The organism is Catenulispora pinisilvae, assembly GCF_015356865.1.
Taxonomy (GTDB): domain Bacteria; phylum Actinomycetota; class Actinomycetes; order Streptomycetales; family Catenulisporaceae; genus Catenulispora; species Catenulispora pinisilvae.
On record NZ_JAAFZA010000046.1, the window covers coordinates 39,450 to 55,818 of the forward strand.

Below are 16,369 nucleotides of genomic sequence, written 5' to 3' on the forward strand. Positions count from 1 at the left end.
ATGCGGATCAGCCCTTGACGGCGCCCGCCGTCAAGCCCTTGACGAGATACTTCTGGAGGTAGAGGTAGATCAGGACCACCGGGATGCCGGCGAGCAGCGAGCCGGCGGCGAACTCGCCGTAGTCGGTGTTGTGGTTGCCGGAGACCAGGCCGTACAGGCCGACCGCCAGCGTCTTGTGCGCGCTGCCGGTCAGGAACACGCCGGCCAGGATGATCTCGTTCAGGAAGGACACGAACGAGAACAGCCCGACCACCACCAGCATCGGCCGGGCCAGCGGCAAGATGATGCGGAAGAACACCTGCGCCTCGGTGGCGCCGTCGATCCGCGCCGACTCGTCCAGCTCCACCGGGATGGTGTCCAGGTAGCCCTTGAGCAGCCAGGTGTTCACGCCCATCGCGCCGCCGAGGTAGACGACGATCAGGCCGAGCGAGGTGTTCAGGCCGAACGCCGGCAGGACGCTGCCGATGTTGATGAACAGCAGGTACAGCGCGGTCAGCGCCAAGAAGTTCGGGAACATCTGCACCAGCAGGATGCCGGTGAGCCCGGGCCGCCGGCCGCGGAAGCGCAGCCGGGAGAAGGCGTACGCCCCGCTGACGCCGATCAGAACGTTGAGAACCGACGAGACGCCGCAGATCACCAGGGTATTGACGTACCAGCGGACATATGGCGAGTTCGGGTCGTGGAACAGCTTGCTGAAGTTGGCGAAACTCGCACCGCTCGGGATCAGCGAGGTCGTGGACAGCGTGCCGACCGGGTTCAGCGCGGCCGAGACCAGGAAGAGGATCGGGACGAGCGCGAACACCAGGGAGGCGATGCCTATCAGGTGGCGCCACCACAGACGGTCCTTCATCGGGCGTACACCTCCTCCAGCTGTCGGGTCTGCCGGAAGCCGGCGTAGGAGATCAGGCCGACCAACACGAAGAGCAGGAACGAGATCGCCGAGGCCAGGCCGTACTGCGCGCCCTGGCCGCCGAACGACAGACGGTAGGTGTAGCTGATCAGGATGTCCGTGTCACCGGCCGTGGAGCTGCCGGAGGGGTACGGGGCACCGTCGGTCAGCAGCCGGATCACGTTGAAGTTGTTGAAGTTGTAGCCGAACGAGGCGATCAGCAGCGGCATCGCGCCGATCAGCACCGTGGGCATCGTCACCGAGCGGAACACCCGGAACGGCGAGGCGCCGTCGACCCTCGCGACCTCCTTCAGCTCCTGCGGCACCGCCTGCAACAGGCCCGCGCAGACCAGGAACATGTAGGGGAAGCCGAGCCACAGGTTCGTCAGCAACACCGACCCGCGCGCCGACCAGGGGCTGCCGAGCCAGTCGATGTGGGTGCCGAAGAGCTTGTTCAGCAGGCCGAAGTCCTTGTTGTACATGCTCGCCCAGACGAGGGTCGAGATGAACGCGGGCATCGCGTAGGGCAGGAGTAGCAGGGAGCTGTAAAGCCTTCGGCCACGCATCCGGGGATGGTCCATGACCACCGCGAGCAGCAGGCCCAGGCCGAACGTGCTCAGCACCGACAGGACGGCGAACGCGATCGTCCAGACCAGGACCCGCAGGAACGGGCCGCGGATGGCGGCGTTGGTGAGCACCGAGGTGAAGTTCTTGAACCCGACGCCGACCTTCCAGCCGATCGGCAGCGTCTTGCCGGAGCCGTCGACGGCCTTGAACTCACCATCAGAGGCCTTGTACACGGTGCCGGTCCGGGTGTCGGTCATGGTCTTCGCGGCGGCGTCGTACTTCATCGTGAACTGGCCGACGTACGCCTCGGACAGGCCCACCGACTTGATGAAGCCGCCGCCGGTCGGCACCTCGAACGCGGCCAGCCGCTGGCCCAGGCCGTTGACCTGGATCCCGGTCAGGATGTGCCAGCCGGCCGCGGTGATCACCTTGCCGGTGAACTGGTCCTTGGTCACCTCGGAGTCCGGGACCGGCGTGAGCCCGGCGGCGTCGCCGCGCTCGACCTTCCCGTTCGGGTCGGTGAGGAAGAACACGAACGCACCGGAGATGTCGGCGGTCTTGGTCGCCACCGACAACTCGTAGCGCTGCGCGCCGGGCTGCTCCAGCACGGAGTCGGCCTCGATCTGCGCCACGGCCTGGGACTGGCTGAGCCGGTGCCCGTCGCCGTAGTTGGTGAACGCGGTGTCGATCGTGTAGCCGATCGGGTAGACCTGGAAAGCCAGCAGCAGGATCGTGCCGGGGACCAGGAACCGAGCCGCGATCCGCTTCGGGGTCAGGTAGACGTAGGCGAGGATCGCCGTCACCGCGACGGTGACCGTCACGCCGGTCCACGAGTGCTTGTCGACCAGCGTCGGGACGGTGAGCACCGCGAAGAGGACGACCAGGCCGACGAAGACGACCCGTGGCCACGACAAGCGTGCCAGACGCTCAGAGGGCAAGGCGGTCACGGCCGCTCCCCTGCTTTCTTTCGGCTCCGTACGGTGCGACGGCCCGGGGGCAATTCGAGTCGCCGCACCGTGCGGAGGCTTGCGGTTTCAAGGACGGAAGAGATGGTGGTCTGCCAACGGTTGGCCGGCTAACCCTTGGCGATCGCCGCGCGGATCTGGTTGGCGGCGTTCGTCATCGAGGTGTTCGGGTCGGCGCCGCCGACGATCGCCGCCTCGGCGATCCCGAGCGGGCCCCACACCGCGGACATCGCCGGGATCTGCGGGAGCACGACGCCGTGCGCGGCCGCGGCCTGGAAGGCGGTGATGTCCGGGTCGGTCTTGGACACGTCGTTGTACGCCTCGGTCAGGGCCGGGGCCCGCGGGTCGACCTTGTACAGCGCCTCCTCGACGTCCTTGCGGGTCAGGTAGTTCAGCGTGAACTCCTGCGCCAGCGCGGTGTTCTTGGCCTTCGCCGAGACGTAGAACGCCTGCACGCCGACGAACGGCTGGGCCGGGCCCAGGCCGGCGAAGCCGGGGACCGGGCTGATCGCGTACTTCAGGCCCGACTTGCGGATCTGCTCCAGCGACCACGGGCCGGAGATCAGGTACGGGGTCTTGCCGGAGGTGAACAGCGACACCGCGTTGTCGGCGTCGATGGAGCGCTTGAAGACGTTCTGGCCCTTCTCGCCGTACTTGGCCAGCTGCGCGGCGAACGCCTTGGATCCGGCGTTGTCCACGCCGACCTGCGAGGGGTCGTAGCTGCCGTCGGGCTTGGTACCGAAGATGTCGCCGCCGGCCGAGCCGAGCAGCGGCTGCGCGGTGTAGGGGTCGCCCTGCTGGCCGATCTGCATCGCCAGCGCCTCGGAGGCCTTGCCGGACTTCACCGCGGCCTGGCCGTTGGCCACCATGGCCTCGAACGTGGCCGGGTTCGCCGCCGCCTCACCGGTGTTGGTGATCAGCGCCAGGTTCTCGGTCGCGTAGGGGATGCCGTAGACCTGGCCGTTGTAGGTGACGGCGTTCAGCGCGGTGGTCTCGAAGGCGCCCTTCTGGGCCGCGGTCAGCGGCAGCGGCGAGATGGCGCCGTTCTGCACCATGTTGCCGATCCAGTCGGTGGCGCCGACCACGATGTCCGGGCCCTTGCCGGCCGCGGTGGCGGTGACGTACGCCGACTGAAGGTCGGTGGACACCGGCTGCACGCTCACCGAGATGCCGTTCGCGGTGGCGAAGCTCTGGGCGAACTGCTGCAACACCGGGGCCCGCTGGGCGTCGGCCCAGATCACCAGGTCGGTGTTGGGGTCGCGGACCGGCGGCGCGCTGGCCGAGGAAGAAGCTGTCGAGGCCGCGGCAGCGGCCGATGAGCCGGACGCCGATGGCGAGGAGGCCGAACTCGTCGAGGAGGACGAGCCCGCAGCGGACTTCGAGGACGAGCTGGAGCAGCCGGTCAGGGAAAGAGCTGCCGCTACGACCGCGACAGCGGCGGTCGTCAAGGAGGGACGGTATCTCACCATGACCCCTTTGGTCAGTTGTCGGGAGAAAGGAGTTTCGCTCTGCGTGCGACCTGAAGAAGACAGGTCAGAGCGTTGATGTCGGCGGGGTCCGGCCGTGACTCGCCGTTAACACCGCAGACCCTAACTGGAAACTCGGACCGGACAATCCGTTGCAGCTTCTTGCGTCGCTGTTTCAGATCCGTGCACTTCTGTTTCTACGTTTCTGCAAGAGGCCCGGTGGAGGCCCGCACGACCAACTCGGGGAAGAACAGCGACTCGGTCTTGCGGATGGTCACCCCGCGGATCTGGTCGATCAGCGTCCGGGCTGCGGCGACGCCCATCGAGAGCACCGGCTGGCGCACCGTGGTCAGCGGTGGATCGGTGTAGCCCATGAGGACCGAATCGTCGTAACCGATCACGGAAACGTCCTCGGGGACCCGCTTGTGATGTTGCTTCAGAGCCCGGATCGCACCGAGCGCCATCATGTCCGAGCCGCAGACGATGGCCGTGACGTTGCGCTGCAACAGCCTGGAAGCCCCGGCGTACCCGCCCTCGACCCCGGGGAACGAGATGTCCACCAGGTCCGGTTCGTAGCCGCCGGCCCCGAACCGGGTCTCCATCGCGGTGCGGTAGCCGGACAGCTGCCGGCGGGCCGGGACGTGCCGGTCGGAGGACAGCAGCAGCCCGATCCGGCGGTGCCCGAGTTCGGCCAGGTGCGCCACCGCCAACTCCCCGGCGGCCCGGTCGTCGCAGGAGATGAACGGCGCCTCCAGGTTCGGGATGAACCCGTTGACGAACACCAACGGCAGCCGCTGCGCCACCAGATCGCGGTAGCGGGAGTGGTCCTGGCCGGTGTCGGCGTGCATCCCGGAGACGAAGATGACGCCGGAGACCCCGCGGTCCAGCAGCATGCCGACGTACTCGTCCTCCCCGGCGCCCTCCGGCGTCTGGGAACACAGCACCGGGGTGAACCCCTGACGCGAAAGGTTGGTCTCGATCACCTGGGCACACAACGGATAGATCGGGCTCTCCAGCTCCGGCAGCAGCAGGCCGACCAGGCCGGCGCTGCGGGGCCGCAGCCGGGACGGACGTTCGTAGCCCAGGACGTCCAGCGCCGTGAGCACCGCTTTGCGCAGTTGCGGGCTGACGCCGGGGCGTTCGTTGAGCACGCGGGAGACCGTGGCCTTGCTGACCCCGGCCTGGCGGGCTATGTCGTCGAGTCGAGAAGACATGCGCCGCACTATAGGTGTTTCGTTGCGAAACATGGAAGCAGAAGAGTGAAACACAGCGGCAAACATCGGCAACCCCTTACGGATCACGATCCGTTTGCCTAGCGTCTGCCGGGTCGTGCCAATGCCGTGTCCACTGGAGAGCCGTGCCCATGCCCGTGAATCCCCCCGTCCTCGGCCCCTCGGCCCACCACGACGGATCGCCTTTGTACGTGAGCGATCCCGCGCCCCGGGTCGGACAGAAGGTCGATGTGTTCGTGCGGACGTCGAAGGCGATGGCGGCGCGCGGTGTGCACGTGCGCAGCACGCCGGACGGCGAGCCCGCCTACACCGAGGCGCTGGTGGACCGGGAAGCCGGCGACGAGCTCTGGTGGCGCGCGAGCGTGCCGGTGGTGAACGCCGAGCTCGGGTACCGGTTCCTGATCGAGACCGGGACGCCGGGGCGGCGGCGCTGGCTGAACGGCACCGGGCTGCACGACGTCGACGTCACGGACACGGCCGACTTCAAGCTGCCCACCTACGACCCGCCACCGGCGTGGGCCGAGGGCGCGGTGGTCTACGAGATCTTCCCCGACCGGTTCGCGCGGTCGGCGGCGCATCCGGTGGGCGCCTTGCCGGATTGGGCTGTTCCGGCTGAATGGGATGATCCTGTTGCATACGGGACGCCGGCCGGGACGAAGCAGGTCTATCGCGGAACTTTGTGGGGTGTCGCGGAGAAGCTGGACTATCTTCGCAGGCTTGGGATCGACGCGTTGTATCTGACGCCGTTCTTCCCTTCGCGCTCCAACCACCGATACGACGCCTCGTCGTTCGACTTCGTCGACCCCCTGCTCGGCGGCGATGAAGCGCTCAAGGAGCTGACCGCACAGGCGCACCTGCGCGGAATCAAGGTCATCGGCGACATCACGTTGAACCACACCGGGGACATGCATCCCTGGTTCCGGCGCGGGCAGGCCGACCCGGCGAGCGCCGAAGCAGGGTTCTACTACTTCGGGGCGGATCGCGATCAGTACGCGTCGTTCTTCGGCGTGCCGTCGCTGCCCAAGCTGGACCACCGGTCCGAGGAACTGCGGCGGCGGCTGTATGAGGGCCCGGATTCGGTGATCGCGCGGTATCCCGCCGAGTTCGGGTTGGACGGCTGGCGCGTGGATGTCGCGCAGTCGGCGGGGCGGTACGGGGCGATCGATCTCAATGCCCGGATGGCGCGGTCGGTGCGGGAGACGTTGCGGGCGGTGGCGCCGGAGACGTTGTTGCTGGCGGAGCACCAGTTCGACGCCTCGGCGACGCTGCGGGGCGACGGCTGGCACGGGACGATGGCCTACGCCGGGTTCACGCGGCCGGTGCTGGGCTGGCTCGGGGGTTCGGGCACGCCGGAGTTGTGGGGCGTGCCGGGGCGGCCGCCGGTCCACGGCGGCGGCGAGATGGCCGCGGTGATGCGCCAGTTCGCGGCGCTGATCCCGTGGCGCGCGGTCACGCACAACATGACCCTGCTGGATTCGCATGACATGCCGCGTTTCCGGTCCGTGGTCGGCGCGGAACGGCAGGCGCTCGGGGTGGCATTGTTGATGACGTTGCCGGGGCTGCCGATGGTGTTCGCCGGGGACGAGGTCGGGGTGGCCGGGGCGCTGCACACGGAGGACGGGCGCCGGCCGTTCCCGTGGGATGAGGGCGCGTGGGATCAGGGTACGTACGAGGTGTACCGCTCGCTGATCGCGCTGCGGCGTTCGCATGGCGCGCTGCGATCCGGCGGGTTGCGGTGGCTGCACGCGGGTGAGGACTTCGTACTGTTCGAGCGCGCGCTGCCGGAGGAGACGGTGGTGGTTCAGGTGAGCCGGGCCGCGCACGAGCCGGTGGCCGCGCCGTTCGCCGCTTCGCACTTGCTCGGCGGGTCGGATCTGGTCCCCGGAGCCCCCTTGCCCTCGGACGGTCCGGCCTTCCACGTGTGGCGCGTCGAGCGCGGCTGAGCCATCTCCTCTATGCGGCTGAGCCATCTCCCCTATACGGCTTCTCCCCCTATATCAAGTCTCGGAGTGAAATACATGAGCAGCTGGTGGCGTGACGCCGTCATTTACCAGGTCTACATCCGCAGCTTCGCCGACGGGAACGGGGACGGGGTCGGCGACGTCGCCGGGCTGCGGTCGCGGCTGCCGTATCTGGCGGCGCTCGGGGTGGACGCGTTGTGGTTGAACCCCTGGTACGCCTCGCCGCAGGTGGATGCCGGGTACGACGTGAGCGACTACCGGCGGCTGGATCCGCTGTTCGGGACGCTGGAGGATGCCAAGGCGCTGATAGCCGACGCGCATGCGCACGGGTTGCGGTTGATCCTGGACATCGTGCCGAACCACACGTCGGATCAGCATCCTTGGTTCCAGGAGGCGCTGACCGCCGCGCCGGGTTCGCCCGCCCGGTCGCGGTACCACTTCCGGCCGGGGCGCGGCGTGGACGGTTCGGAGCCGCCGACGGACTGGCCGTCGATCTTCGGCGGGCCGGCCTGGACCCGCACCGTCGAGGCCGACGGGAAGCCCGGGGACTGGTTCCTGCACCTGTTCGCGCCGGAGCAGCCGGACTTGAACTGGACGAACCCCGAGGTGCGGGCCGAGTTCGAGAGCATCTTGCGGTTCTGGCTGGACCTGGGGGTCGACGGGTTCCGGATCGACGTCGCGCACGGGCTGACGAAGGACCCTGCGTTCCCTGATGTCGCGTCTACTTCCACGGGGATGCTGGACGGTGTGGCGGCGGACCACCCGTACTTCGACCGCGACGAGACGCTGGCGATCTACGAGGGCTGGCGGCGGGTCGCGGACTCCTACGAGGGCGAGCGGGTGTTCGTGGCCGAGGCCTGGGTGGCGGACGCCTCGCGGGTGGCGCGGTATCTGACCCCGACCCGGCTGCACACGGCGTTCAACTTCGGCTTGCTGAGCTGCCCGTGGGACGCGACGGCGCTGCGTACCGAGATCGAGGCGACGCTGGGGGTGCTGGCGGCGGTCGGGGCACCGGCCACGTGGGTGCTGTCGAACCACGACGTGCTCCGGCACGCGACCCGCTACGGCCGCGCACAGACCTCGCTGGCCGACGCACGCCGCCTGTACGGGACGCCGGTGGACCACGCCCTCGGCGAGCGCCGCGCGCGGGCGGCGATGCAGCTGATCAACGCCCTGCCCGGCGGGACGTACGTGTACCAGGGCGAGGAGCTGGGACTGCCGGAGGTGGAGGACCTGCCGCCGGAGGCGTGGCAGGACCCGAGCCGCCACCACGGCGGCCACGACGGCCCGGTCCGCGACGGCTGCCGCGTGCCACTGCCGTGGTCGGGGGACGCGGCGCCGTTCGGCTTCTCGCCGGCGGGGGCGACCGCCGCACCGTGGCTCCCGCAGCCCGCGGAGTGGAAGAACCGCACCGCCGCCGCGGAGGAGCAGGACCCGCACTCGACACTGTCGCACTACCGCGCACTGCTGCGCATCCGCCGCGAGTGGCTGCGGCGCGGGCTCGGAGACGGGACGCCGCTGGAGTGGCTCGCGGCGCCGAGCGGGGTGCTGGCGTTCCGGCGCGGGGAAGTGCTCTACTACGCGAACTTGTCGGAGGCGCCGGTGGCGCTGCCGGCGGGGTATCGGGTGCTGATCGGGTCGGAGGCGGTTGAAGGGGCGGTGTTGGGGGTGGATGTGGCGGTTTGGTTGGTGGCTGAGTAGGACGGCCGCCGGCGCTGGCAGTTGGGCTGACACTTGGGGATGCGGCGGCGTGATGCCACAGTGCCGCGCCGGCGCAGGATGCGGCGGCGCGCTGGAGTTATCCGGCACGGCCCTGCGGTGATGCTTGCGGTCATGCCGCGGTGCCCCGCTCTCCTCGCGCCGCACCCGCCATTGACGCCCGCGCGGCTTCTCAGGATGCTGACCTCGTGGAACCCTTCAAGCCGCTGGGATGGCTGTGGGACCGGCCGCTGGGCCGGTTCCTGCGATTCGGCGTGGTGTGGGTCGTCGGGTCCGGCGCACTGGGGATGGCGCTCGACGCGTTGCAAAAACAGCACCGGCCGCTGATCGTGGCCGGTGCGCTGTCGGTCGCGTGGTTCAGTGGGATCTTTCTGGTGTTCGACGCCGTTCGGTATCTGTTGTGGCGGCGGCGTCACTGATCGGTCCGGCCGCGTCGAGCAGGATCCGCGCGAGTTCGCGGGGTCGGGAGAACATCGGCCAGTGGCCGGTGGTCAGTTCGGCCAGGCGCCAGTGGTCGCTGGTCATCAGCTCGGCGAGGTCGGCGTCGAGTGCGGCTCCGTCCAGGGAGCAGCTGATGTAGGTCGCCGGGAGTTCGGCCAGGGGGCGCTTCAGAATGGCGGGTTCGGTGAGTGTGGCGCCGGGGTGGGGCGTCGAGACGGAGATGATGCGGGCGATCTGATCGTCCGTCAGGCCGTGGCCCGCGAAGTGGGACGCCGGGACGGGCGGCCAGAATCCCGCGTTCTCGGCGATCGACTCCTTCACCTTCGCGCCGCCGTCCGGCATGAGGGAGATGAACGCCTCGCCGTCGACCGGGAGCGCGGAGTCGACGAAGACCGCGCGGGTCAGCCGCTCGCCGATGCGCTCGGCGGCCTGGCCGACCGGGATGCCCGAGTAGCTGTGGCCGACCAGGATGACGTCGCGCAGGTCCCGGCCCTCGATCTCCTCGACGATGTCCTGGACGTGCGTCTGCTGTCCGGCCGGCACGCCCTGTTTCTCGGCCAGGCCGGACAGGCTCAGCGGGTACGCGCCGTGGCCCGCCGCGCGCAGCTCGGGCAGGACGTCGTCCCATGCCCACGCCCCGAGCCGCGCGCCCGCGACCAGTACGAAATTCGCCATGGCCGCACGGTATCGGAGGGACGCGGCGCTACGAGATGCCGGGCGCGTGGCCCCAGCCGCCGCCCCAACCCTCGCCGCCGCCCCGACCCTCGTGCCCGTGCACGAACAACAACCCCTTCGGGCTCCCCAACTTCACGTCCGTCACCACCGGCGTCGCGACCCCGGTCTTCTCGTTGATCAGCTTCAGCCCCGGCGTGTTCGCCAGATCGCCGTCGCCGGGCGCGGGCTGCGCGGCGAACAGCTCGCCGCCGGCGAAGCCCCGGGTGTCCAGCGTGTAGATCGACCCGCTCTGCTGGTCGACGATGAACAGCCGGCCCGCGGCGCCGGTCGGCGTGATGTCGTCGAGCTGCGGCGTGACGGAGGCCGGGCCGGTGGCGTTGGTGAGGTTCAGCTCGCGCAGCCTCGGGTGCGCGGCGTCCAGGTCGGAGGCGAATATCAGCTTGCTGTCGGCCTGCGAGTCCTGGATCAGCGTGCCGCCGTCGGGGCCGGGGACCCACTTGTTGGAGTCCGGGTCGGTCAGGCCCATCGGCGCGCTCTTCGGGGCGCCGGCGGCCGGATTGATGACCGTGGCCGGGTCGTCGACGCCGAACACCGGGGTCAGCTGTGCGGCGGTGCCGCTGAGCTTGATCGTGTAAACCGCCGGGGCGTTGTCGGCGCCGGACAGGGAGACGTCGGGGTTGGAGTGCGCGACATACATGGTGCCGTCGCGGCTGATCGCCACCGAGTCGGTGCCGCCGTTGGTGCCGTCCGAACCGGTCTGGGCCGGGTTCGGGAAGTAGGTGTAGTGCTTGAGGCCGCTGTCGCCCTGGCCCGGCGTGATCGTGTAAAGGGTCGAGTTCAGGTCCTCGTTGACAGTGGCGATCACCCGGTGGTGCCGCGGGTCGCCGGTGAGGCCGTCGACCCGGCCGGCGATGGTCCAGTGCCCCTCGACGCGGCCGGTACCCAGATCGAAGGCGATGACGTCGCTCTTACTGCCGGCCGGCGTGCCGGTCGGGCCTGCGTTGTTCTGGTAGGTGACGAAGACCAGATTGCCCAGGCGGGTGATGTCGTCGGGGTTGGTCAGACCGGCCGGGGCCGCGGCGAACAGCTTCAGATGCGCTACAGCGGAGGCGGCCGAGGCGGTCGAGGCGGCGGCAGGAACCGCGGCCGACGTCGCGGCCTGCGCCGAGACCGCGGGCACCAAAGCCGACACAGCGCCGGTCAGGGCCAGAACACTGAGTCGCGCACGGCGCGATGCGGAAGAGGACATGTGGGGGCTCCCGGAAAGAATTCAGTCAGCACAGCGGCTCGCTGCTACACCACGTAGCAGCATCGACAGCCTCGACCGCCACCGGCGAGATGATCAAGATCCATGTCCCATTCGGCCGCGATGTTCATTCAGGCTTCGGCCCGCCGTCCGCCCCGCGATGCCAAGCACGGGGCTGACGACACGCGGCTCACGACAGGCCACGGCTCACGACACGGGGCCCACTACAAACGGCGGTAGACAGCATCGCGCAGCTGCAACGTGTAGTCACTGAACATCCCCGCCGGCGTGGTGTTGCTCAGCGACACCACAGTGATCTCCCGAACGGGATCGATGAACCAGTTGTGTCCATAGGTGCCCGCCCAGTTGAGAGTGCCCTTCGATTGCGGGCTCCCGTTCCGCGCCGGGTCATCGAGCACCGCCCACCCGATGCCGAAGCCGACGCCGGGACCGGTGGGAATCTTGTCCATCCCCGCTTGCCCGGTCAGCATGCGGGTGCGGGATTCGGCGGTGAGCAGGCGGCCGGTCCGGACCGCTTCGAGGAAGGTCCACACCCCCGACGCGGTGCCGACCATGCCCGCGCCGCCGGAGTGGTACGACGCCGGGTCCAGGACGCGACCCGGCGTGACGGTGGTCCGGTTCGGGCCGGTGACGATCACGGATTGCTCGCCCACCGCCCGTGGTACCGGTGCGGCATCGGAGTAGCAGCTCACCAGCCGCGCCGCGTCGGACACGGTGAAACCCGTGTCGGCGATGCCGAGCGGACCCGTGATCCGTTCGGCGACGGACTCGCCCAGCCGGCGGCCGGTCACGGCTTCGATGACCCAGCCCACCACGTCCATTCCGGTCGAGTACTCCCAGTCGGTACCCGGAGCGAACAGCAGCGGCACCCCGGCCAGCCGGTGCGCCGCTTCGGCGGAGCTCAGCCCCGGTACGTCCATTCCATTGCTCGCTCCCGCGGCGTGGAAAGCCGTGTAGTCACCGGGAGACATCCCGTAGGGCAGCCCGGCTGTGTGCGTGAGCAGTTGCAGGACGCTGATATCGGGGCGGCTTCCGTCGGGCAGCGCCGGGCGGAAGTCCGGTAGGTATCGGCTGACGGGTGCCGCCAGATCGAGGTGTCCGGCCTCGGCGAGCTGCATGGCCAGCACCGACACGAACGGCTTGGTGACCGAGGCCAGCAGGAAGATCGCGTCATCGCGAAGCGGCCGTCCGGTGTTTCGATCCGCCGACCCGGCGCTGCGCCGGTAGACGACACGGCCGCCCACGCCGACCACAACGCTGACGCCGACAAGTCGGTGTTCGACAACGGCCCGCTCGACGATCGCGTCTACTTCGGCCGCTATGAGATGAGATTGCACGACTACCCCTACAGGTTCCCGTGTGCGACAGAACTCGTCTGTCTGCGAACCCAGGAACCGCCCGGCCGCTCGCGGGATATGCCCGCGAGAGGTAGTCGCTGCGGTGGTGACGTTATCAGGACTTGTGACTTGGCTGCCAACCCTGCCGATCAGCCCTGCCGCGTATCCGCCTGCCGCGCATCGGCCTGCCGCGCGTCCTCCTGCTCGCGATCCATCGTCGCGGCCCAACTGGCCAGCAGCGCCATGGCGTCCTCGGACGGCGAACCGGGCTCGGGGCTGTAGACGCTCATCGCCAAGCCGCTCCCGTCGGTCAGCTCCAGCGACTCGTACTCCATCCGCAGCTCCCCCACCACCGGGTGGTGGAAGACCTTGACGCCGGTGTTGTGGAACCGCACATTGTGCGCGGCCCACCGGGTCCGGAAGAACTCGCTGCGCGTGGACAGTTCGCCGATCAGGTCTGTCAGAGCCTTGTCATACGGGTTGCGCCCGGCTTCCGAGCGCAGCGCGGCCACTATGTCGTTGGCCGTCCGCTCCCAGTCGCCGTAGAACTCGTGCGCCCGTGGGTCCAGGAACGCGAACCGCGCGTGACTCACCGGCAACTCGCGTCCCTCGTACACCGGCGCCAGCAGCGCGCGCCCCAAGCGGTTGACCGCCAGTGACTCGAACCGACCGTTGCGCACGTGCGCCGGGACGCCTTCCATCCCGTCCAGGATCCGCTGCACGATCGGCCGCACCTGCTGCTTGGCCGGCCGACGGGTCCGGGAGCCGCTGCTGCTGGCGGCCCGCGCCAGGTCGAACAGGTGCGCGCGCTCGGCTTCGTCCAACTGCAAGGCCCGGGCCAGGTTGTCGAGCACGCTCTCCGAGACCCCGCGCGCGTTCCCGCGTTCCAGCCGCGTGTAGTACTCCACGCTCACCCCGGCCAGCAGCGCCACTTCCTCGCGCCGCAGTCCCGGGACCCGCCGGTTGCTGCCGCCGTACGCGGGCAGCCCGGCCTGGTCCGGAGTGATCCGGGCCCGCCGGGAGGTGAGGAAGTCGCGGAACTCGTCTCGGCCGTCCATGATCTCCAGGCTAGGCCTGAGAGGTGCGGTGTGACAGGTCCTGGCAGTACCTGTCACGCCGGGATCTCCCCCGGCGGTGACAGTCGGGGTTGCATGGAAGCGTCAAAGCGAGAAGCCACCACAGCCATCACAACAGCCATCACAGCCATCACATCGGAGAGACCGACCATGGAGATCTTGAAGCCGTCCGGGACGGTGAAGCTGCCGGCCGAGTGGTTCACCGGCGACGTGTGGACCGACGTGCTGTACCGGGGCGAGAACGAGTCGCGGGCGCGATTGAACGCGGTGCGGTTCTCCCCGGGCGCGCGTACGGCGTGGCACACGCACAGCCTGGGTCAGACCCTCTACATCGTCGAGGGCGTCGCGCTGATCCAGGCCCGGGGCGGGGACATCGTGCAAGCCCATCCGGGTGATGTGGTGTACACGCCGCCGGGTGAGCAGCACTGGCACGGGGCCGCGCCGGACCGGTTCATGGTGCACCTGGCGTTGTGGGAGGGCGACGAGACCGCGTGGGCCGAGCACGTCACTGATGCGGAGTACGGCGCTCAGCAGTAAGGGGCCTGATTAGTCAGCGAGGAGGCGACCCTCATCCACACGCCGAACTGGCGGAAGAGATCCGGGGGCGTGCTGACCGCCTTGACCGTTCGGGGATCGACCGCCGTCACGTTCGGGATGCCGAGCAGGGTGTGGGCGACGGTCGAGGACTGCCAGCGGACGGCCAGGGTCGCGGTTTCCTCGCTGGGCGCGCTGGCGGTTCGCGGTGCGGCAAGGGAAGTAGTGACGGTCTCCTCGATGGCCGCGTGCGCTTCGTTCTCCGGGCGCAGTTCGGCGGCGAAGCGTCCGCGCACGTACTTCACCGGGACGGTCGCGACGCCGGGTGCCCAGTCCGCGGCCTCCTGGCACGCGGCGTCGTCGCCGGTGAGCGCGACCAGCGGCACGCCGAGCGCCGCGGCGCTGGCCTGGACCAGCCCGATCTCGCCGGTCGGCCGGTCATCGAGCCACATGTCCTCGATCTCGTGGCCCATGAAGCTGTGGCTCAGGACGCCGTGGGCGCCGGCGCGGGAGTGGTAGCCGACGCAGATGAGGGCGTCGAAGTCGGCGGTGAGGCCCTCGATCATGCCCATCGCCTTGGGCTTGCCGCGGATGAGGCGGGCGGCCGGGTCCAGGATCTCGGTGCGCAGGTTGCGCATCGGGCCGTGGGCGTCGTTCACCACGATCTCGGTGGCGCCGGCCCGGACCGCGCCGCGGACGGCGGCGTTGACGTCCTCGGTCATCGCCAGCCGTCCGCGCTCGTAGTCCCGGCCACCGGGCTGGACGTCTTCGGCGTCCACGAGCCCGGTGATCCCCTCCATGTCCGCGCTGATGAAGATCCGCATAAGGACCGTTGTAGCAGCGGTACTACTTTTGCGCGAGCTTGTCGGCGAGGAGCTGGCCGGCGGCGGCGTAGTCCTCGGTGGTGACCTCCTGGAACCAGACGTGGACGGTCTCGGCCGGGGCCTTGTAGACGTCGACCATCGCGTCGGTGATGCGGGCGGCCATCTCGCGCTTCTGCTCGACGGTCTTGGGCATCTGGTGGATGGTGATGTTCGGCATGGTGAGCTCCTTCGGTTCGCTGTGCTTTCCCCTTGCGAGATCAAGTTCATCGCAGGTCGGGGCCGCGAACCAGACGCGACCGGGACTGGCTGCGATCACGATTCCTGATCGTCGGCGGATCCCGGGCCTTCGACGGGCACCGGGCCGTCATCGGCTGCCGGGCGGTCTTCGGCTGCCGGGCCGTCATCGACCACCGGATCGCAGGCCTGCATCAGGATGCTGAAATGCGGCGTGGGCCGGGCCCGGCTGACCACCAGGTGCGTCATCAGCCCCAGGCCCGGAGGCTCGAACGGCAGGAAGGCGACGCGGCGGTTGCGGATCTGCTCGGCGTGCGCGGCGTACATGACGGTGTAGCTGGCGCCGTCGGTCCCGATCGCCGCGAGGGTGTCGGCCAGGCGGGTGTAAGGGCTCGATGACGCTGGTTCGCGGCCGGCCGCGTGGAAGGCGCCGACGATCAGGTCGACCAGGGCCGGGTTGTTGCGGCGGGCGGTCAGGCGCAGGCCCAGCGGGGCCAGGGCGGCGAAGGTGGCGTACCGCTCCTGGGCGATCGGGTGCCGGGCCGGCACGGCGGCCACGAGCTCGTCCCGCCACAGCTGCACCGTGCGCAGGCCCCGGCCCTGGTCGGCTATGGGGCCACGGACGAAGGCGGCGTCCAGGGCGCCGTCGGCGACCCGGTCCAGCCGCTCGTGGGTGGGGCCGGTCATCACCAGCTCCACGGGCAGCTCCGGGGCCAGCCGCAGCAACTCGTCCAGGACCAGCTCCAGCCGCTCCCCCAGCCCGGAACTGGTGCCGATGCGCAGCGGCGCCGGCCGCGCACCCGCCGCGTCGGCCACCGCCGCCCGGGCCCGCGCCACCGCCGCCAGCACGTCGCGCGCCTGCGGCAGCAGCGCCTCGCCGGCCGGGGTGAGCCGCACGTGGCGCGGCGAGCGGTCGAACAGCTCCGCCGCCAGCTCCCGCTCCAGCCGCCGCAGCTGCTGGCTGACCGCCGGCTGGCCGATGTGCAGGCGGTCGGCGGCGCGGCCGAAGTGCAGCTCCTCGGCCACGGCGACGAAGTACTCGAGCTGGCGTAGTTCCATTGGTAGTTAGAGGCGCGGTGCTCGTGAGAGCCCGTTTCCTCTGTCCCCTTTCAATCCGTGCGTGCGGTTCTCCCGCACACGGCTTACCGATGATCTTCTTGACATGGTTACGCAGTCTCCGGA

General features: G+C 69.6%; 15 protein-coding genes. 4 read left to right on the top strand and 11 right to left on the bottom strand.

The window, feature by feature from the left end; genetic code table 11:
- Nucleotides 1-7 precede the first annotated feature (7 nt).
- The 4 genes from IZR01_RS15360 to IZR01_RS15375 form a co-directional block, all read right to left on the bottom strand.
- A complete protein-coding gene (locus IZR01_RS15360) occupies nt 8-850 on the bottom strand; it encodes a sugar ABC transporter permease (protein WP_194924254.1) in 843 nt (280 codons plus the stop codon).
- Nucleotides 847-2,403: an ABC transporter permease subunit gene (locus tag IZR01_RS15365; RefSeq protein ID WP_194924255.1), complete on the bottom strand. Its 1,557-nt coding sequence runs from the start codon at nt 2,401-2,403 to the stop codon at nt 847-849. The genes IZR01_RS15360 and IZR01_RS15365 overlap by 4 nt, the downstream gene beginning before the upstream one ends.
- A 128-nt stretch (nt 2,404-2,531) precedes the next feature.
- Nucleotides 2,532-3,869: a sugar ABC transporter substrate-binding protein gene (locus IZR01_RS15370; RefSeq protein ID WP_228554232.1), complete on the bottom strand. Its 1,338-nt coding sequence runs from the start codon at nt 3,867-3,869 to the stop codon at nt 2,532-2,534.
- Between the two features lie 215 nt (nt 3,870-4,084).
- Nucleotides 4,085-5,101 (bottom strand): LacI family DNA-binding transcriptional regulator, encoded by a 1,017-nt coding sequence (locus tag IZR01_RS15375; RefSeq protein ID WP_194893015.1) that lies wholly within the window; start codon nt 5,099-5,101, stop codon nt 4,085-4,087.
- A gap of 149 nt (nt 5,102-5,250) precedes the next feature.
- Here IZR01_RS15375 and IZR01_RS15380 point away from each other — a divergent pair, with 149 nt between their 5' ends.
- The 3 genes from IZR01_RS15380 (at nt 5,251) to IZR01_RS15390 (ending at nt 9,218) form a co-directional block, all read left to right on the top strand.
- Nucleotides 5,251-7,062 carry a glycoside hydrolase family 13 protein gene (locus tag IZR01_RS15380; RefSeq protein WP_194924256.1) on the top strand — a complete coding sequence of 604 codons (1,812 nt, stop codon included), beginning with the start codon at nt 5,251-5,253 and terminating at the stop codon, nt 7,060-7,062.
- 75 nt (nt 7,063-7,137) lie between these two features.
- Nucleotides 7,138-8,781 (top strand): glycoside hydrolase family 13 protein, encoded by a 1,644-nt coding sequence (locus IZR01_RS15385; RefSeq protein ID WP_194924257.1) that lies wholly within the window; start codon nt 7,138-7,140, stop codon nt 8,779-8,781.
- A gap of 206 nt (nt 8,782-8,987) precedes the next feature.
- The gene (locus tag IZR01_RS15390) at nt 8,988-9,218 is read left to right on the top strand and encodes a hypothetical protein (RefSeq protein WP_194893012.1); all 231 of its coding nucleotides are present in this window, start codon (nt 8,988-8,990) and stop codon (nt 9,216-9,218) included.
- On the opposite strand, the gene IZR01_RS15395 is transcribed toward IZR01_RS15390, so the two are convergent.
- The 4 genes from IZR01_RS15395 to IZR01_RS15410 all read right to left on the bottom strand — a co-directional run bounded on the left by IZR01_RS15395 (nt 9,157) and on the right by IZR01_RS15410 (nt 13,577).
- Complete coding sequence (locus IZR01_RS15395; RefSeq protein WP_194924258.1) at nt 9,157-9,915, bottom strand: alpha/beta fold hydrolase; 759 nt, start codon at nt 9,913-9,915, stop codon at nt 9,157-9,159. The two genes, IZR01_RS15390 and IZR01_RS15395, sit on opposite strands and share 62 nt — an antisense overlap.
- 28 nt (nt 9,916-9,943) lie before the next feature.
- Nucleotides 9,944-11,164, bottom strand: a complete 1,221-nt coding sequence (locus IZR01_RS15400) for a hypothetical protein (RefSeq protein ID WP_194924259.1) — start codon at nt 11,162-11,164, stop codon at nt 9,944-9,946.
- A 221-nt stretch (nt 11,165-11,385) separates the two neighbouring features.
- Complete coding sequence (locus IZR01_RS15405; protein ID WP_194899260.1) at nt 11,386-12,519, bottom strand: serine hydrolase domain-containing protein; 1,134 nt, start codon at nt 12,517-12,519, stop codon at nt 11,386-11,388.
- A 149-nt stretch (nt 12,520-12,668) separates the two neighbouring features.
- Complete coding sequence (locus IZR01_RS15410; protein WP_194924260.1) at nt 12,669-13,577, bottom strand: helix-turn-helix transcriptional regulator; 909 nt, start codon at nt 13,575-13,577, stop codon at nt 12,669-12,671.
- 168 nt (nt 13,578-13,745) lie between these two features.
- Here IZR01_RS15410 and IZR01_RS15415 point away from each other — a divergent pair, with 168 nt between their 5' ends.
- Nucleotides 13,746-14,132 carry a (R)-mandelonitrile lyase gene (locus IZR01_RS15415; protein WP_194899258.1) on the top strand — a complete coding sequence of 129 codons (387 nt, stop codon included), beginning with the start codon at nt 13,746-13,748 and terminating at the stop codon, nt 14,130-14,132.
- Here the strand turns inward: IZR01_RS15415 and IZR01_RS15420 are convergent.
- The 3 genes from IZR01_RS15420 to IZR01_RS15430 form a co-directional block, all read right to left on the bottom strand.
- Entirely contained in the window at nt 14,123-14,953 is an 831-nt protein-coding gene (locus tag IZR01_RS15420) for a M55 family metallopeptidase (RefSeq protein WP_194924261.1), read from the bottom strand. The genes IZR01_RS15415 and IZR01_RS15420 overlap by 10 nt on opposite strands.
- Nucleotides 14,954-14,975: 22 nt before the next feature.
- Nucleotides 14,976-15,170 carry a tautomerase family protein gene (locus IZR01_RS15425; RefSeq protein ID WP_194899256.1) on the bottom strand — a complete coding sequence of 65 codons (195 nt, stop codon included), beginning with the start codon at nt 15,168-15,170 and terminating at the stop codon, nt 14,976-14,978.
- A 95-nt stretch (nt 15,171-15,265) separates the two neighbouring features.
- Complete coding sequence (locus tag IZR01_RS15430; protein WP_228556048.1) at nt 15,266-16,246, bottom strand: LysR family transcriptional regulator; 981 nt, start codon at nt 16,244-16,246, stop codon at nt 15,266-15,268.
- Between the last annotated feature and the right edge of the window lie 123 nt (nt 16,247-16,369).